Source organism: Chitinophaga sp. (assembly GCF_039596155.1).
Lineage (GTDB): Bacteria > Bacteroidota > Bacteroidia > Chitinophagales > Chitinophagaceae > Chitinophaga.
In genome coordinates, this window is sequence record NZ_JBCNKF010000060.1 from 1 (window position 1) to 17,394 (window position 17,394).

Genomic DNA, 17,394 nt, shown 5'->3' on the forward strand with positions numbered 1-17,394 from the left:
TCGCGGAGTCGCTCATCAGTGAAAACAGGAGAGATGCCGATGGCTTCCGCAATGATTTCCCCGGTTCTTTTAGCCCTGGAGAGATGACTGGTGTAGAGAATGTCCCAGGGTTGTTCGGTAGCCAGTTTAGCGGCCAGCTTTCTGGCCTGTTCGATACCTTCTTCATCCAGTGGTATGTCTGTGCTGCCCTGCATCCTGCCTTGCTTGTTCCATGCGGTACTTCCGTGTCGGATGATTGTGATACGTGTCATAGGTTCTTTAATGTTGATAGGACACAAATGTAATCAAGGAGGGGGGCTTTTACAAGCTGTTTTATAACAACTCTGCTTCACTGATCAGATTATTCTTCAGGGCAAACACCACCACGCCCGCGGTATTTTTCACATTCATCTTCTCCAGGATCCTTGTTCTGTGTCCTTCCACTGTCCGCTTGCTCAAAAAGATCTTTTCCCCAATCTGCTGTGCTGTATACTGCAAACAGATCAGCCGTATGATCTCTTTCTCCCTGTCCGTAAAAGTAATTGGTTGTGTATCACGGTAAGGGTTGAACCGGCTCTTTACTATCATCGCCGCGAGTTTAGAACTCGTCTGCCTGCAATAAAAGATCTTGTCGTCAAAAACGCTGGTGATCGCCTCAATGATCTCCTGCTTGTCTGCATTTTTAAGCAGGTAACCTTTCGCACCTGCTTCCAGCATTTCTACAATCAGCTCTTCCTCATCGAACATCGAAAGGGCAATGATCCTGATATGCGGGTAGCGTTGCAGTAAAGTGCGGGTAGCAGTAATGCCGTCCATCAGCGGCATTTTCAGGTCAGTCATGACTACATCCACTTCCGTCGTTGCCAACAGGTCTAACAATTCCCTGCCATCGCCCGCCTGCCCTACCAGATTGATATTTGGTTGTCTGGAAAGCATCAGTGCCAGGCCATCGCGGAAAATCTCGTGATCATCGGCTATCACTAATCGGATGTCGTACATGTTGGTTGAATCTTTTGGGGGTAATGGTATTGGTATGAGGTAAAATTACATCATCCTGCGGGAATTTTAATGAAATAGTTGGCAGTCTCTACTTAAACCGGTCACTCCACCGGGATCTTTATAAAATAATTCGTTCCCTGCCCGGGCACTGACTCAATCACCAGATTACCATTCAGTATGTCCGTCCTGATGGCCAGACTTTTCATCCCCAGCCCTGCCGATTCTGCCTTCACCTTCCTCACATCAAACCCTATCCCATTCTCTTTCACCAACACCAGGAAGAATCCGTTTTCCCTGCTCAGTACAATCTGCAACTGTGTCGCCTTCGCATGCTTCAATGTATTATGCGTGATCTCCTGTATAATCCTGAAAACATGTATCTCCTTCTCCGGAGGTATGCTGATCCGGCCAGCAGTATGGAACCTGATATCCAGCTGTGCCTTCACACTTACCTGCCTGATAAATTCATGCAACGCATCTGCCAATCCCTTCTTCTCCAGCATGGCGGGCAACAAATTGTGTGAGATCTGTCTCAGCCCCTTGATCACTTCGTCAATATACATCCCCGATTTTGCAATCACCATTTTGTCATGCTCGTCATTCACCTGGATACTATTGATGTTCAGTTTGATGGTCGACAGCAAAGGCCCCATGCTATCATGCAGGTCTGCCGCGATCCGTTTCCGCTCATTTTCAAGAATCGTAATTTCCGCTACAATCCGCTCCCGTTGCAGCTGTATGTACCTGCGATGATATAGTATAATGGAGACGACAAAAAATATAATGATAACCGCGATCAGCAGTGAAATGAAAATGGTCGTATAAAAGATCTTGTCATCCATGGGGTGTTCACAATGCTACGCTTCAAAGTGTTTTTTAAAGTAATAAGCAGTCTTGACGGGGATAAACAACACAGCGAGCACATAGACCAAATTTACAAAAGCGTTGATATAATTAAACATAAAAACAATCTTCAGGGTCAATATGGTGTCCGAACCCACAAAAAAAGAGGCTTCATAGATGATCTGGTAAATAAAAAGGATGATAAACCCCATGCAAATGAGAAAGCGTGAATTGCGCAGCAGATTTTTATTGTCCTGTACAATGAGATAGTTGATTTCATTGATGCTCAGCAAGACCACAATGAATGCATAGGTAACCCTGAAAACAGGACTGAAATTTTCAATCTGTGCGAAGACGAGATTCTCCGTCACCCAGCCAGCAGTAAGCATGGTGACGAGTACGATATAGAGACGGAATTTCCTTTTCAGGAAACCCCATATATAAAACTGGTACAGGATCACCATACACTCTGCCAGCCCGTATAGGTTGAAAGGGATAGCATTGCTGGTTTTCAGCACTTCAATGCATATAAAGCTGATAGATTCTGAAATGAAAGCCAGGGCAAGCAAAAGGAGAAAGGGCTGATAGCTGGACACTGTTTTGTTAAAGCGTATCAGCCCGATCACTAATGGAATAATTACAATCTGGCTAACAAAGAATGCGCCTAGATTATTCATTTATTGGGTTTGGACATCTTTACAAAGTGGAGGACAACGCTGACCGCTTTCCATGGCCTGTGCACCGGTTTGTGCTTTGGCAGATTGAATACCTGGTACACTGAGGGCCGTTTCACGGCTTATAAGGGTAGTATGGATATCATTCCCCCTTTTATCGACCGGCAATAACACCAGCCTTACCTGGCCTTTCTCATCCCTGCCCATATAAATGCGGATCCCATCTGCGCCTTTGGCATTCAGCAAAGCCGCAATGGCGTCACGGTTAAACATTTCTGCATCGGGTAGGTTGAAAGCACTATCCAGGTAATTATCCTGGAGGCGTGCCCGCAATTCTTTTTTTGCACGTTGGAAACCAATAGTCAGCTTTTCAGCTTCTTCCTGAGAGATCACATGACGGCTGGCGCGTGCCTTGTTCAGCGGAATCTTATAATTGTCGGGGTTTCTGGGGGTACATCTGCTAAAGCATAGCAGTAGCAAGACCGGGACAAAGATACGGATGGAATCGTGGTGCTTCATAATAAGCGGTTTTATAATGATTGATAATGCAAGCTAGAAGAATGGGGTGATAAAGAAAAGCGTATAAATACCTGTGTTGTAAAGATAAATATAACTTATTATACAGATGTACATATCTGTCCCGGTTACCGCCGGCACTCCGAAGCCCGCCGGAAACCGGAAAGTGTTGCCCTCACAGCAGCATTTACGAGTTGCTTTTTTCTTTCATACATAAAACTATTCTGACCAGTCCACTTTGAGTGAAAAATAGTTCTGTCTGGCTCTTACCTGTCAATTTTAACCAGTTTACTTTTGCACCCTTACATGCCACAGAAAAAACCATCCAACTTTAGTCCGGAACAGCAGCTTCACAGCCTGGATGCCCGACTTGTTCTGTCTTTGCAGCGCCTTAGCGACATGCTGAAAGCCCTGCAATGGGAGCAGGCGCGTACCCTGGGGCTCACCCCCCTGCAGTTACAGATCCTGCTCTTCATCGGGTACCATCCCGCAGAATTGAACAAAGTGGCACATATCGCCACCGAACTCCAACTGAGCCGGCCTACGATCAGTGATGCTGTGGCCTCCCTCGTCTCGAAAGGTCTCCTGGATATGCAGCCTGACAAGCGTGACAGACGTAGTTTTTCTATGTCGCCAACAGAGGCAGGAAAGAATATCCTGCAACAGGCAGAGGCATATGCGATCCCTTTGACCGAAGTATTGGAGAAACGTCCAGGCTTTGAGAAGAGCAATCTCTATCAAACTATTTTCGCTATGATAGCTGGCCTGATGGACAAAGAAAGCGGCGGGTTACAAAGAATGTGTTATAACTGTGCACACTATCAGGGCAACAAAAAAAGACAACATGCCTGCATGTTCCTGAACAAATCCCTTACTTCAGCAGAACTACAGATTGACTGTATGTATCATTCCACCTTATCATAAAAAAGAAAAAAGGCAGTATTACTGCCTTTTCCCCGGTTAAACCCCATATCCAAAGTATAAGAGGGCGTTATCGCTGTAATATCTTCGCCAGTTTGTCTAAACCTTTTACAATAGCATTTTCTTCAAGCGAAGCAAATCCTAATCTTAAACCTGTTTGCCCATTATATTGCGGGGCATAAAAACTATAAGGGTTTACGATATAGATCCCGGCTGCATGCAACCTGGATACTTCGATGGGTTGGTGCAGACGCATCCAGATAGCCAGACCTCCTTTAGGGATCGTAAAATCTGCAATCCCCGTAAAGTTCACTTCCAGGATACCTGAAGTCAGCGCCAGTCGTTTTTTATACGTGGCATGTGACTGTTGCAGATATCTTCTGATCTCACCTTCTGCCATCAGATTGGCCATCCCCTGTTCAAGCAGGCGATCCCGCTGCTGGCTCACGATCATCTGGCAGGAAGCCAGTGAATGGATAAACTCCGCAGGACCATACACAAAACTAAGTGGAATGGAAGGCGCCACGCTGCCGATATAAACTACGTTGCCGGCATGGGGCATACCTGCTACCGGGAGTACCGGTTGCGCATCAAAGTGATAGTTATGATCATAATCATCTTCAATGATCATAAAATGATATTGCTCACTTAATGCCAGCAATTGCTGCCGGCGTGCTGCCGGCAAGGTAGTCGTAGTAGGATACTGGTGATGCGGGGTGATGTAAACAGCTTTGAGAGAAGTGTGCTGACATACAACTGCCAGTGCTTCTACATCAATACCCTGTTCATCTACGGGAATATAATGCAGTTGAGCGCCCGTAAGTCTGAAAGCATCCCATGCAGGCTGATAGCCCGGATGCTCTACAGCTACCTGGTCGCCGGGGAAAATCAGTGTCTGCGCCACGAGGAACAGGGAATCCTGGTGCCCGTGGGTTACACAAATATTCTCCGGCACCGCGGCGAGCCCCCTGTCATTGTTCAATACCAGGTTGATCTCCTGCAGCAGCTGTTCATTGCCCCTTTCATTGTAGTTCTTCAGGTGCAGCTTACTGGTTTGCTGATGTTGGATCTTCCTCACCTCGCGGGTAAGCTCCGGTATTGGCGAAAGACGTCCATCTGGTTGACCATCGTCGAATACGGTATCAAATGTACCATTATTATAAGGTAGCGGCTGCGGCGGATCAAACTGCCGGAAAGTGATGTCCAGCGAGGGCTTGCCCGTCGCCTCAGGATCACCTGCCGGCACGAGGTCCTGCGGAATAGGATCACTGATCCGCGTACCACTCTTATATTGAGTGGCAATCCAGCCTTCAGCGGCTAAATGTTCATACGCTAGAATAACAGTGTTACGGTTCACACGTAATTGCTGGGCAAGCACGCGGCTACCTGGTAACTGAGCGCCGGGCAACAGTCGCCCCCGCTTGATTTCGTTAATGATGTAAGATTTGATCTGTTGGTAAATCGGAACCTCACTATTCACTGACAATTGTAGATGTACCTGACTATGATGCTTCATGGTTGGCTTAAGGTGTTCTACCATATACGCAGAAGAAAAAGTTACGGTTGTTAACGATTTGTAATTTTGGGGGAGTTTTTAAAAGTTTTTTTCTTTTCTTTTTTGGAGGCGAAAAGGGCAGCTTCCCTCTTTTGGGAGATTTATCATACTTTTACCTAATGGATGCAGTAATGATAGAGAAAGCAGCAAATGCAATAGCTGATAAACACCGTTTGTCCATACTGCTGGCGGCTTCCAGGCAGTCTGCTATACAGTGTTGTGATATCACAGAACTGACTGGTTTGTCCCAACCCACGGTCTCACACCATATCAAAATACTGGTAGATAGCGGGGTATTAATATATGATAAGACCGGAAGAAACGTACAATTGACAATTAATAAGGAGATGATGAAACACCTTTCTTCATTTTTTTTACAACTGAGTTAAGAACTGACAGTACTCTTTTTCGATTGTACGCTGCGTGCAGAAAGTTGATTTTTTGCAACTTTATCCACGTCCCGTTATGATATCTGAGGCAAACTGCCTTTTCACACACAACAGGGATATCCATTTTGTAAGAATGCCCGCAATCAGCTCATCAGTTTTTTCGCCAGCTTGCCAATCGTCTTTAACCCATCTTCCACCGTTTTACTCCAGGGATTGTTATAGCTTATCCGTAAACAGTTGTTATACCTGTCCTGCAAAGAGAAGATCCTGCCCGGAGCAAAAATAACCTTGTGCTTCAGCGATTGTTCATACAACTCAAAAGCATTGATCTTCGGATTCAACTCCACCCAACATACAAACCCTCCTGTAGGACGGGTAACACAGGTATCCTCGGGAAAATAATCAGAAATAGCCTGCAAGTGACGCATAAACTGGGTATGTAATAACTTTCGCATGCCCCGCAGGTGGTGCTCATAACGTCCGTTTTCCAGGAAACACGCAATGGCAGCACTTGGCAGGGAAGGAGAGGAGATAGCCCGGTTCCGTTTAATGCGTAACACTTTTTCCCTGTAGCGGCCAGGCAGTGTCCAACCTACCCGGTATCCCGGTGCCAGTGACTTCGAAAAAGAGTTACACAGCAACACTAACCCATTTTTATCAAAAGTTTTACATACATATGGTCGCTCTTTTCCAAAGAACATATCTCCATATATATCATCCTCGATCAGCGGTATATCATATTTTTCTAATATTCTTACGAGTTCCTGCTTATGGCTATCTGGCATACAGGCACCCAGGGGATTGGTAAAATTGGTCACAAAAAGACAGGCTTTGATTTTGAATCTGGGAATAGCCTTGTCTAAATATTCCAGATCTACCCCTGTCAGCGGGTGAGTGGGAATCTCCAGTACTTTCAGCCCCAGGTTCTCCGCCAGTTGAAGAGAACCGTAATAGGTAGGGCTTTCTACTGCAATTGTATCTCCCGGTTGGGTCACGGCCGAAAGACATAAGGACAAAGCATCGGAACAACCAGCCGCTATCACAATATCGTCCTCAGTCACAGCACCGCCCCAGCCAATAGACATCCGTGCAATTTGTCTCCGCAGGTCTGCGTTACCCTGCGGTGTATCATAGCCAAGTCCGCCATTAGGCAACCGGTGAATGGCCTGTACCATCGCTTTCGTCATCTTGGCCGCAGGTAGCTGGGCCACCGGAAATACGGCAGAAGAGAATTTCAGGATCTCGGGGTTGGAGTTATGTAAGTACATGCGGGAAATCATCTCATGTACGGTTACCTCAGCAGGCTTTTTAACGGCTTCTGTTTGTTTCGGTATCTCCGGCATACGACGGGGACAGAAGGTGACATAATAGCCGGATTTGGGTTTGGATTCGATCATGCCCTTGCTTTCCAGGTGGTAATAAGCCTGGAAGGCGGTGCTCATGCTTACGCCCTGTTCTTCACTGAGATGGCGGACAGAAGGGAGTTTGTCCCCCATTTTCAACACCTGTTTAGTGATGAGTTGTTCTAAGTTGTCTGCAATCTGCAGGTAAAGGTGATCGGCAGTTTTTAACATGAGAGGTCAATTCTGATATGGTCAAAAGTACGAAAAAATAATCTGTTTGCTTTTAGGGAATGTTGATTTAATAACAGCCTGTTTGCTGTGCATTAAATACATCCACAAGATCAGAAAAAGTGAAATTTATTTTGCGCAACTAAAAAATTGCATAATTTAGTGCAACTAAAAAGTTGCCCAAATGGACGAATTGTTTAAAGGCATTGCGGACCCGTTAAGAAGAGAAGTGCTCGAACTCCTCCGCAAAGCTCCTCTCAATATCAATCAGATCAATGATCACTTTGGCCACATTAGCCGGCAGGCGGTTTCCAAACACTTACAGGTCCTGGAAGATACCGGCTGGATCCGTATTTACCAGGCGGGGCGTGAGCGCTATGGCTACCTCAGCAAATCCGCCTTCTATGCTTTTAAAGAATGGGTAGATAGTTATTTAAAATGGGGGGAGCAATCTATAGAGAATGATCACGGGGTTTTCCTGGATGATACAGCATACAAGAAAGGAATGCCCCTGACTCAGCCAGTTATGCTACAGGCGTTACTGAGTAAAGACAGGTCTTTTGACGGCGTGTTTTATACGGCTGTCAGAACAACAGGCATCTTCTGTAAACCTTCGTGTTCCGCTAATCCCCGGCCGGATAACGTGATCTTTTATGATAATAAGGAAGACGCTGTTAAAAATGGTTACAGGGCTTGTAAGAGATGTAAACCTTAAAAAGCACGTCCGCAAATGAAAATAATAATACCGGTTACTGACCATTCAAATTTCTCTTTTGCTGAATGCCTGGTATTCCTTCGTCGTTCTGATAAGGAGTGCCTGCATGAGGTAGAAGACCATACACTCCGCAAAGTGATAATGGTGAACAACACACCTGTGCTCACGGCTATAACGGATGCGCCTGAGCAGAAAGGTCTGCAGGTGGACATCCTAACTGACGAAGTGGTGGATATTGATTACGTTAAGAACTATATTACGCACTGGCTGCACCTGGATGCAGACCTCAATGAGTTTTACATTTTTGCTGGGAAAGATAAGGTACTGGCTCCGCTGATCCGGCAATACAAAGGCCTGCGGCTGATCGGTATCCCGGAACTGTTTGAAGCACTTACATGGACCATCACCGGGCAGCAGATCAACCTTTCATTTGCATATACACTGAAGCAAAGGCTCATTCATGCATATGGGGATGCGGTTACCTCCGGCGGAAAAATCTATTATGTCTACCCGCAGCCTGCTACCATTGCCGCGCTGGAGCCTGCCGACCTGGTTGGGATGCAGTTTTCCCGGAGCAAAGCAGCTTATATCCTTTCTATTGCAAAAGCCATGGCAGAAGAACGACTGACGCTTGCACACCTGCAATCGCTCGACTATACCGCTGCCCGCGAATATCTCATTTCTTTCAAGGGGATTGGAAACTGGTCTGCAAATTATGTCCTGATGAAGTTCAGCCGTTACTGGCAGGCATTGCCATTGGAAGATGCCGGCTTACACAACGCATTGAAATTTCAATTGCAACTACCGGCCAAGCCTTCACTGGCTGAGATCAGGGAGTATACGAATCATTGGCAGCAACATGCGGCTTATGCGACGTTTTATTTGTGGAGATCATTACAGCAGTAATGGTGCGGTTTATGAAAACTGATTATTGAGATCACTGGCGCAATAGCGGTTGGATAGTATTTACTATGAAAACGGATTATTGAGATCACTAGCGCAAACTATCAGTTTGAGAATATGCCATTATGATATCTGGCAATGCTTTGATAGCCCGGACTATTTATAATATTAATTATACAGATCATTACAACAACACACGCCATGGAACAATATCATTACTTTACCCCAACACCCGTAGGTAGCTTGTTGATCACAGGAACTGATACGACGATCAACGCACTCAGCATCCGGGACAATGATAAGACAGATCTGCCGCTGCTTCAGAGGTCGGCCTTGCCGGATGTATTCCTGCAATGCATCGGAGAAATGGAAGCTTACTTTGCAGGCAGTCTCCGGGATTTTACTTTCCCTGTTGAACAGGCAGGCACACTATTTCAGCAATCTGTATGGGAGAAGTTGCTGACCATTCCTTATGGGCAGACAACGACATATTTACAACTTGCAAAGGCCCTCAATCATCCCAAAGCTATCCGCGCAGTCGGTACAACTAATGGTCGTAACCAGCTGTGGGTAGTAGTGCCCTGTCACCGCGTGATTGGGAGTAATGGGGCATTGACGGGCTATGCTGGTGGGCTCTGGAGAAAGAAGTGGTTGCTGGAGCATGAAATGAAACATCGGTTCGGAGCGCAGGGACAGTTGTTTTGAGGCATTGATACGAGACATTATTTAAGACCGTAAACTTTTCATGTGTGGAAACGTTGCTGATGATGTAAACCGTTCTAATCTGAAGATGATCTCCTGCCTGATTTCGTAATCTGATCTGGTCAAAATTCAGAAAACTGAATCTGTTTTTAATTAGCTTTTTATTTCATTTTTGTGCTTTCAAACTTATCGCCATGAATGAAACGCTCTTCCAGGACCTACTTCAGATGGATCAGTTGCTGCAACAGACAAAAGATATCAGTGCCGCTTTCCTTGCCGGTATAGATAACCTCCCGGTCGACGTGGCGAAAGGTTCCTTTGCCCCACTATCCCTCCCTAAAACGGGAATGGGTGCCTCCCGGGCACTCTCCGTTTTCCAAAACCGCTACAAACCCATGCTCGCTGGAAATGCTGGTGCCCGTTACTGGGGGTTTGTAACCGGCGGTGCTACTCCCGCCGCTATCGCCGGCGACTGGCTCACCTCAGTATACGATATGAATGCGGCTAATAAAGATGGCGCTTCCTTTCATATAGAAGGAGACACCATCGCATTGCTCCGCCAGCTCTTTGGTTTGCCAGATGCATACACCGGTGTATTCACCTCCGGCGCTACCATGTCTAACTTTTCAGGCCTTGCTATTGCGCGCCAGTGGCTCGGCCACAAATACGGTATAGACGTCGCCCAGGAGGGTGTCGGCGCTTTACCGGGTATAAAGATACTTTCCTGTACTCCTCATTCCAGCACCGTGAAGTCCATGGCGATGCTGGGAATTGGCCGGAATGCCCTCATAAAGATTCCTTCTCTGCCCGACAGGGAATCCGTTGATATTGGCGCACTCACGGCCTACCTCGATGCCCATGCCGGAGAGCCTTTGATCTTCGTCGCAGCAGCAGGTACTGTGAACACAGTCGATTTTGATCACCTGCAGTCACTCGCAGTCCTCAAACAGCAATACGGCTTCTATCTCCATGTAGATGCGGCTTTTGGCGGATTTGCGGCCTGCCATCCTGATTACCGCAACTTACTGCAGGGATGGGAAGCTGCCGACAGCATCACTATCGATGCCCACAAGTGGCTAAATGTGCCCTATGATGCGGCGATGATCTTTACACGTCATCCCAAACTGCAAATGGCAGCTTTCAGAAATGTAGGCGCCAGTTACCTGCCTGACCCGGATGAGTTTTTTGTATACAGTAATTATACTCCTGAAAACTCCCGTCGCCTGAGAGCTTTGCCCGCATGGCATACACTGATGGCATATGGTATAAATGGCTATGCAGATATCGTGGAGAATAATGTTCGCCTTACAAAAAAGCTGGGCAACCTGATTGCCGGCAGTGATCAGTTTCGGTTGCTGGCACCTGTCAACCTTTGCGTGGCCTGCTTTACATTGAACGCACCGGAAGACGGTCTGCAGGATGCCGTCGGCCAATTCCTGCAGTCCATGAATGAAAGTGGGAAGGTGGTGATGACACCAACCGTGTATCAGGGAATTCCGGGCATCAGGGCTGCATTGGTAAACTGGCGTACCACGGATGAGGACGTTGATATTGTATGGGAAGAAATGTCGCAAGGCGTCCACTTACACGATCTGTCACGCATGTCTTCCAACAGTGAACAGCCGTGACCCCCGTTAACAAAGAGAAATAATGATTCAACCTCGCGCACAAATGAAAAAGTCTAACACAAATGCCTATATCGCATTAGTAATGGTCAGTTTTTTCTGGGGCACCACCTACCTCGCTTCCAGCGTTGGAGTTCGCCACATGCACGGCCTTATGCTGGCCGGCCTTCGCCAAACCGCTGCTGGCATCATCCTGATCAGTTACTTCCTGCTCAAAGGGTATCGTCTCCCTGATAAAATTGTCCTCTCACGTCTGTTTATAATAGGCGTCATGATGCTCTGCCTGAGCAATGGCCTCATTACCTGGGCCATGCAATATATACCCAGTGGCCTTTGCGCCATCATAGTGGCGACAGTCCCTATCTGGATAACAATTTTCAGTTATTTTATGGTACAGCGTACCCGCCTGTCAGCTTTGTTAATAGCAGGAATGCTAATAGGCTTACTTGGTGTAGTCGGTATCTTCTATAATTATTTATCAAGTTTAACAAACCCGGCGTTCCGGCTCGGCATTTTCCTGACATTGATCGCCTGCATCAGCTGGGCCATTGGTTCTGTGCTCACTGCCCGCTGGGCTTTGAAGGTGAATTTTCTCTATGGGGCAGGGTTCCAGATGCTCTTCAGTGGTATCGTCATGCTTATCACCGTTTCCTTTATGGGATATAGTATTACGGCATCCACAATGAACCTGGAGTTGTGGGAAAGTCTCCTGTACCTCATATTTGTGGGATCTATCGTAGGGTACTCCTCGTATGTCTTCGCGCTTAATAATCTGCCTACCTCACTGGCATCCGTATATGCTTATATCAATCCGATTGTAGCAGTTACCCTGGGGTGGCTGATCTTAAAGGAGCAGCTCAACTGGACGACAGCATTATCCTGTCTTGTAACATTGGCCGGTGTATATCTGGTAAATGTATCTGTCAATAGAAATAAGAAGAAGTATGAAACAAGCAATTGATACCATCAGGCTGATAGCCAGTGAGCCAGACCTGTTACCACACTTTGAGCGACTGAACAGACACTGGATAGAAAAGTATTTTACCATCGAACCTACGGATATCGATTCATTGCAGCATGCAGATAAGTACATCCTGGAGAAAGGAGGCACCATTATCTTTGCAGTAGCAGGAGAGGAGATCGCGGGAACTGTCGCTCTCAAACCCATAGATGCAACCACCACGGAAATGACGAAACTGGCAGTGGATGAAAAGTTTCACGGGTACAAGATAGGTTGGCGACTTGTAAAAGAGATTATGCACCTTGCTGCGGCACAGGGATATAAAAAAGTAGTGTTGTATTCCAATACTATCCTGGTACCTGCGTTAACTATGTATGAAAAATTCGGCTTCAGGGAGATTCCGGTAGAACCGGGAAGATACAAGCGTAGCAACATTAAGATGGAATACATTTTCGGTGAGGAAACGCCTCAGTATACTGTAGCAAATGAGCTGCTGGTGCTCATTTCAGCGTGGGAGCAATTACTTGCTACCATCGGAGATCAGGAGGCAGCGATGCGGCCGGGAAGGGGAAAATGGAGCATAAAGGAGATACTGGGGCACCTGGTTGATTCAGCAATTAATAATAACGTTCGGATAATACGTGCACAAGAGATATCTTTGCTGCAAATTCCGGGATATGATCAGGAATTTTGGGTAAAGGGACAAGCATGGCAGTTCATGAACTGGCAGAATTTAATTAAATTGTGGACCGTTTTTAATCAGCACCTTGTACTAACGATACGGACTATACCAACAGAAGTCTTGCAGCATATAGTTAAAGTAAACGAAAACGAACCGGTGACGTTGAGTTACCTGATCGTGGATTATGTAATTCATATGAAGCACCACTTATCACAAATAAACGAATTATTCAATTTGAAGAAAGATACGATTTAGATTTAGGTATGATGATCAAAGGTATTTACCGCCGTTCATCTGGTTGACATCGTCCCGCCTTTGTGCGGGACGGTTTTTTTTAGGGTGCTCTTATAGAAGAAAGTCGGTCGTTCCCGTCATCATAGTTTGTGAAGATTTTTTTCGAAGGCCCCGATTATATAACCTCTATTTAACTTTTACCACCGGGCCCGGCACAATCCTTGTCACAAATCCTACATTTGTAAATTAATTATGGACCTGAATCATAACCCATGGACTGTTTTGTCCAGCAAAGTAGAATACGACAATCCCTGGATCAGTGTTACTGAAAATCAGGTATTAAACCCTTCCGGCGGAAGAGGCATTTATGGTGTAGTACATTTTAAGAACGCGGCTATCGGGGTCATTCCTTACGACCAGGAGGGTAATATCTATCTGGTAGGCCAGTTTCGTTTTGCCATCGACGAGTTCACCTGGGAAATTCCTGAAGGCGGGGGACCATTGGGTACCGATCCTTTGGAATCGGCCAAACGGGAGTTGTTGGAAGAAACCGGACTGATTGCGCATAGCTGGGAGCCTATCATAAAGATACATTTGTCCAACTCTGTTTGTGATGAAGCCGGTATGATTTACCTGGCTCGTCAGCTGGAGCAGCGGGAAGCAGAACCAGAAGAGACGGAGCAGTTGCATATCCGGAAGGTGCCTTTTGAGGAGGCGTACCAGATGGTGAAGCGCCATGAGATTACTGATTCCCTGACGATTGCCGCGATCCTGAAGGTAAAGCTCATGCAGTTGGAGGGAGAGTTATAAGGAAGAGGGTGACCTGCTATTTTAGTTATAAGGGCTGACCTGTCTCCCTAAAGGAAATTCCTCCCCTTATACGGTTAACCTTTCCTGCAGGGAGGAACCTGTGCGCTCAGAAGGTGTAACGAGCACCATCAACAGGAAATCCATCCTGCCGAAAGGATCAACCTGATTCTCGGCCTACTGCTGGAACACCAGCCGTAAATCTTTATCTTTGCGGCAATGGAACATAGAAGACATAAGCCTGCCGGTTTCCGGCAGCATGCGCCCCGGCCAAAGGCCTCGGCCATGGTAATAGGGCGTCAGCCGGTAGTTGAGGCCATCCAGGCCGGGAAAGCCATCGAGCGAATTTACCTGTTACGCACCGCCAGCGGGGACATTATCCCCCAGATCAGAAGCCTGGCTGCACAATATAATATTCCCATCAACCTGGTGCCAACAGAAAAGCTGAACAGCCTTACACAAGCTAATCACCAGGGCTGTATTGCCATTACAGGCCATATTAGCTACCTTGACCTGCAGGATGTAATCTCTCACGTGACCGACTCGGGCGAAACACCCCTGTTCCTCATCCTGGATGGTATTACAGATGTCAGAAATATAGGCGCCATTGCCCGTAGTGCAGTCTGCTGCGGCGCTCAGGCTATTATCATCCCGGACAAAGGGATTGCTGCTCTCAACGAAGAAGCTATCAAATCATCCGCCGGCGCGCTGGAGAAAATCTCTATCTGTCGTGTAAATAGTCTGCTGAAAGCGATCGATACCCTTCACCTGAATGGTATCAAGGTCGTTGCCAGTGAAATGGAAGCCGAAGCCAAACTCTATGACCTGCCGCTGAATGAACCGGTTGCAGTGATCATGGGATCTGAAGATAAAGGAGTATATCCTGCGCTGCTGAAGGCAACCGATGTGCAATTCCGGATTCCGATGAGCGGTAATTTTGAATCCTTTAATGTGTCTGTGGCAGCAGGGATCATCCTGTATGAAGCCATGAAGCAAAGAGGGGTCTGACGCACCTGTAGCGACAAGTAACAGTAGAAGCAGTGACGGAACGGTGATGGCACGGACCTGGTCTTCAGGCAAAAATTGCCAGGGGTAAAGGTATGAAACGGTGATGGCGGGGACTTGATCTTCAGGCAAAAATTGCCAGGGGTAAAGGTATGAAACGATGAAACGGCGAGCGCATACAACTCACTTTTTAAACGCATCTATCATCTACCATGAAACTCATAGAATGTCCGCGCGACGCAATGCAGGGTTGGCACCGGGCCATCCCCACTGACGATAAGGTAAAATACCTGAACGCCCTACTTCGCGTAGGCTTTAATACAATCGACTTTGGCAGCTTCGTATCCCCCAAAGCCATCCCACAGATGGCCGATACCAGGGAGGTCCTGTCAAAACTAGACCTGTCCGATACAAAAAGCAGGCTCTTAGCTATTGTAGCCAACCAAAGAGGAGCTGAAGAGGCCGTAGTGCACGAAGAAATCGCTTACCTGGGCTACCCGTTCTCCATTTCTGAGACTTTTCAGTTGCGCAATACCAACAAAACGATTGCCGATTCACTGGAACTCGTAGATAGCATGCAGGAACTCTGTATTAAAAACAGCAAACAACTGGTTATCTATATTTCCATGGGATTTGGTAATCCCTATGGGGATCCGTACAACGCGGATATAGCCCTGGAATGGGTGGAAAAACTGGTCGATATGGACATCGTCACTATTTCACTTGCTGATACTGTAGGGGTAGCTACCCCCGCAACCATTACACAACTTTTTTCTACACTTATAAAAGCGTACCCTGTTGTGGAGTTCGGCGCACACTTTCATTCTGCTCCCCATAACTGGGAGGAGAAGGTGGCTGCTGCCTATGCAGAAGGGTGTCGCAGATTTGATAGTGCAATCAAAGGGATCGGTGGCTGTCCAATGGCAAAAGATGAACTGGTTGGCAATCTGGCAACAGAACGCCTGCTGGAATTTTGCCTGCAACAGCATGAACCGTTACAGTTAGACATGGCGGCTTTTAAAACCGCTCAGGGTATAGCAGATGGTATCTTCTATTAATACTAACACCACCCTGCACTGATCAGATTGTATTTTTTATCATTACCATGAATTTTCGTCTTACATTTCCAGTTACACCTTTTCCCTCTCCACTGCAATATTCAGATCGCTTATTGCTCGTGGGCTCCTGTTTTGCAGAAGAAATAGGAACACGGCTGGCAGGGCATTACTTTGATGCCCACGTCAACCCGCACGGCATATTGTACAATCCTATCAGTATCACGCAGGCTATCCACAGTTATTTAGACAACAAAGTATATACCCGTGAAGACCTCTTTCAACAGGGCGACCTGTGGCATAGCTGGGATCATCACAGCCGCTTCTCCGGATTGGATCCCGAGGTTGTACTGGCCGGTATCAATGCACAACAAGCTGCTGCATCAAAAAGACTGGAAGAGGCAGACTGGTTAATGATCACCTTAGGTTCTGCCCATACCTATACCTTACAGGAATCCGGTAAGGTAGTCGGCAACTGCCATAAAGTACCCGCATCCGCTTTTTATAAAAAGATGCTGACAGCACAGGATATTATTTCTGCTATCGACAATGCTATGCACCGGCTGTTTTTCAGGAACAGAAAGGTGAAAATACTGTTTACAATAAGTCCTGTGAGATATGCAAGGGATGGCGTAGTAGAGAACAACCTGAGTAAAGCGATCCTCCTGCAGGCCGTACATCATATGGTCAATAAGTTCGACCGGCTGTTTTATTTCCCGGCATATGAGCTGGTGGTGGATGATTTAAGGGATTATCGTTTTTATAAAGAAGACCTGGTGCATCCCAACGAAATGGCCATCGACTACGTGTGGGAGCATTTTATCAAGGCTGGACTCACGGCTGATGATCAGCCACTCCTGACCCAAATTATTGAACTGAATCGCGCTGCTGCACATCGTCCTTTCAATCCCGAAGGCAAACAGCACCAGCAGTTCGTTCAGCATTATATCAAAAAGGTAGAGCACCTCATGCAACAGCATCCCGCTTTACCACTTCAGCATTTGCTGAATAGCTTCACAGGACAATTAAAATAGCGCTATCGGGAATTATTACCATTTCACCATTCATTTCGCCAAATCATTCACAGTAATCTGGCCATTCAATTTACGGGTCATTTTGCAATGAATCCATCATTCATTTCGCCAAATCATTCACAGTAATCTGGCCATTCAATTTACGGGTCATTTTGCAATGAATCCATCATTCATTTCGCCAAATCATTCACAGTAATCTGGCCATTCAATTTACGGGTCATTTT

At 46.6% G+C, this 17,394-nt stretch carries 19 protein-coding genes; 12 read left to right on the top strand and 7 right to left on the bottom strand.

Going from position 1 to position 17,394, the window contains the following annotated elements:
• From ABDW33_RS31045 to ABDW33_RS31065, 5 genes are all read right to left on the bottom strand, one after another.
• A partial coding sequence (locus ABDW33_RS31045; protein WP_343693977.1) for a histidine phosphatase family protein occupies positions 1 to 251 on the bottom strand: 251 nt, incomplete at its 3' end.
• Positions 252 to 312: 61 nt separating this feature from the next.
• Entirely contained in the window at positions 313 to 978 is a 666-nt protein-coding gene (locus ABDW33_RS31050; RefSeq protein WP_343693978.1) for a response regulator transcription factor, read from the bottom strand.
• A gap of 101 nt (positions 979 to 1,079) precedes the next feature.
• The gene (locus tag ABDW33_RS31055) at positions 1,080 to 1,820 is read right to left on the bottom strand and encodes an ATP-binding protein (RefSeq protein WP_343693979.1); all 741 of its coding nucleotides are present in this window, start codon (positions 1,818 to 1,820) and stop codon (positions 1,080 to 1,082) included.
• 15 nt (positions 1,821 to 1,835) lie between these two features.
• On the bottom strand, positions 1,836 to 2,498 hold the full coding sequence (locus tag ABDW33_RS31060) for a hypothetical protein (RefSeq protein WP_343693980.1): 663 nt from the start codon (positions 2,496 to 2,498) through the stop codon (positions 1,836 to 1,838).
• Entirely contained in the window at positions 2,499 to 3,014 is a 516-nt protein-coding gene (locus ABDW33_RS31065; protein ID WP_343693981.1) for a hypothetical protein, read from the bottom strand.
• A 303-nt stretch (positions 3,015 to 3,317) separates the two neighbouring features.
• Here ABDW33_RS31065 and ABDW33_RS31070 point away from each other — a divergent pair, with 303 nt between their 5' ends.
• Complete coding sequence (locus ABDW33_RS31070; protein ID WP_343693982.1) at positions 3,318 to 3,935, top strand: helix-turn-helix domain-containing protein; 618 nt, start codon at positions 3,318 to 3,320, stop codon at positions 3,933 to 3,935.
• A gap of 67 nt (positions 3,936 to 4,002) precedes the next feature.
• Here ABDW33_RS31070 and ABDW33_RS31075 read toward each other — a convergent pair whose 3' ends face one another.
• Positions 4,003 to 5,448 (bottom strand): PLP-dependent aminotransferase family protein, encoded by a 1,446-nt coding sequence (locus ABDW33_RS31075; protein WP_343693983.1) that lies wholly within the window; start codon positions 5,446 to 5,448, stop codon positions 4,003 to 4,005.
• A 158-nt stretch (positions 5,449 to 5,606) separates the two neighbouring features.
• Between ABDW33_RS31075 and ABDW33_RS31080 the strand changes: the two genes are divergently transcribed.
• On the top strand, positions 5,607 to 5,876 hold the full coding sequence (locus ABDW33_RS31080) for a metalloregulator ArsR/SmtB family transcription factor (RefSeq protein ID WP_146966522.1): 270 nt from the start codon (positions 5,607 to 5,609) through the stop codon (positions 5,874 to 5,876).
• 143 nt (positions 5,877 to 6,019) lie between these two features.
• Here the strand turns inward: ABDW33_RS31080 and ABDW33_RS31085 are convergent, their stop codons facing one another.
• Positions 6,020 to 7,450: a PLP-dependent aminotransferase family protein gene (locus ABDW33_RS31085; protein WP_343693984.1), complete on the bottom strand. Its 1,431-nt coding sequence runs from the start codon at positions 7,448 to 7,450 to the stop codon at positions 6,020 to 6,022.
• A gap of 181 nt (positions 7,451 to 7,631) precedes the next feature.
• Between ABDW33_RS31085 and ABDW33_RS31090 the strand changes: the two genes are divergently transcribed.
• The 10 genes from ABDW33_RS31090 (at position 7,632) to ABDW33_RS31135 (ending at position 17,170) form a co-directional block, all read left to right on the top strand.
• A complete protein-coding gene (locus tag ABDW33_RS31090) occupies positions 7,632 to 8,162 on the top strand; it encodes an Ada metal-binding domain-containing protein (RefSeq protein ID WP_343693985.1) in 531 nt (176 codons plus the stop codon).
• Between the two features lie 15 nt (positions 8,163 to 8,177).
• The gene (locus tag ABDW33_RS31095) at positions 8,178 to 9,068 is read left to right on the top strand and encodes a DNA-3-methyladenine glycosylase (RefSeq protein ID WP_343693986.1); all 891 of its coding nucleotides are present in this window, start codon (positions 8,178 to 8,180) and stop codon (positions 9,066 to 9,068) included.
• Positions 9,069 to 9,266: 198 nt separating this feature from the next.
• Positions 9,267 to 9,770 (top strand): methylated-DNA--[protein]-cysteine S-methyltransferase, encoded by a 504-nt coding sequence (locus ABDW33_RS31100; RefSeq protein ID WP_343693987.1) that lies wholly within the window; start codon positions 9,267 to 9,269, stop codon positions 9,768 to 9,770.
• Positions 9,771 to 9,961: 191 nt separating this feature from the next.
• The gene (locus tag ABDW33_RS31105) at positions 9,962 to 11,395 is read left to right on the top strand and encodes a pyridoxal-dependent decarboxylase (protein WP_343693988.1); all 1,434 of its coding nucleotides are present in this window, start codon (positions 9,962 to 9,964) and stop codon (positions 11,393 to 11,395) included.
• Positions 11,396 to 11,438: 43 nt separating this feature from the next.
• Positions 11,439 to 12,353, top strand: coding sequence for an EamA family transporter (locus ABDW33_RS31110; protein WP_343693989.1), 915 nt, complete (start codon positions 11,439 to 11,441; stop codon positions 12,351 to 12,353).
• Positions 12,337 to 13,290, top strand: coding sequence for a GNAT family N-acetyltransferase (locus ABDW33_RS31115; protein WP_343693990.1), 954 nt, complete (start codon positions 12,337 to 12,339; stop codon positions 13,288 to 13,290). Before ABDW33_RS31110 ends, ABDW33_RS31115 begins: the two co-directional genes overlap by 17 nt.
• A gap of 231 nt (positions 13,291 to 13,521) precedes the next feature.
• Positions 13,522 to 14,079, top strand: a complete 558-nt coding sequence (locus ABDW33_RS31120; RefSeq protein ID WP_343693991.1) for an NUDIX hydrolase — start codon at positions 13,522 to 13,524, stop codon at positions 14,077 to 14,079.
• Positions 14,080 to 14,295: 216 nt separating this feature from the next.
• Positions 14,296 to 15,084: a 23S rRNA (guanosine(2251)-2'-O)-methyltransferase RlmB gene (gene rlmB / locus ABDW33_RS31125; protein WP_343693992.1), complete on the top strand. Its 789-nt coding sequence runs from the start codon at positions 14,296 to 14,298 to the stop codon at positions 15,082 to 15,084.
• 209 nt (positions 15,085 to 15,293) lie between these two features.
• Complete coding sequence (locus tag ABDW33_RS31130) at positions 15,294 to 16,139, top strand: hydroxymethylglutaryl-CoA lyase (protein WP_343693993.1); 846 nt, start codon at positions 15,294 to 15,296, stop codon at positions 16,137 to 16,139.
• A 47-nt stretch (positions 16,140 to 16,186) separates the two neighbouring features.
• Positions 16,187 to 17,170, top strand: a complete 984-nt coding sequence (locus ABDW33_RS31135) for a GSCFA domain-containing protein (protein WP_343693994.1) — start codon at positions 16,187 to 16,189, stop codon at positions 17,168 to 17,170.
• Positions 17,171 to 17,394: the final 224 nt, after the last annotated feature.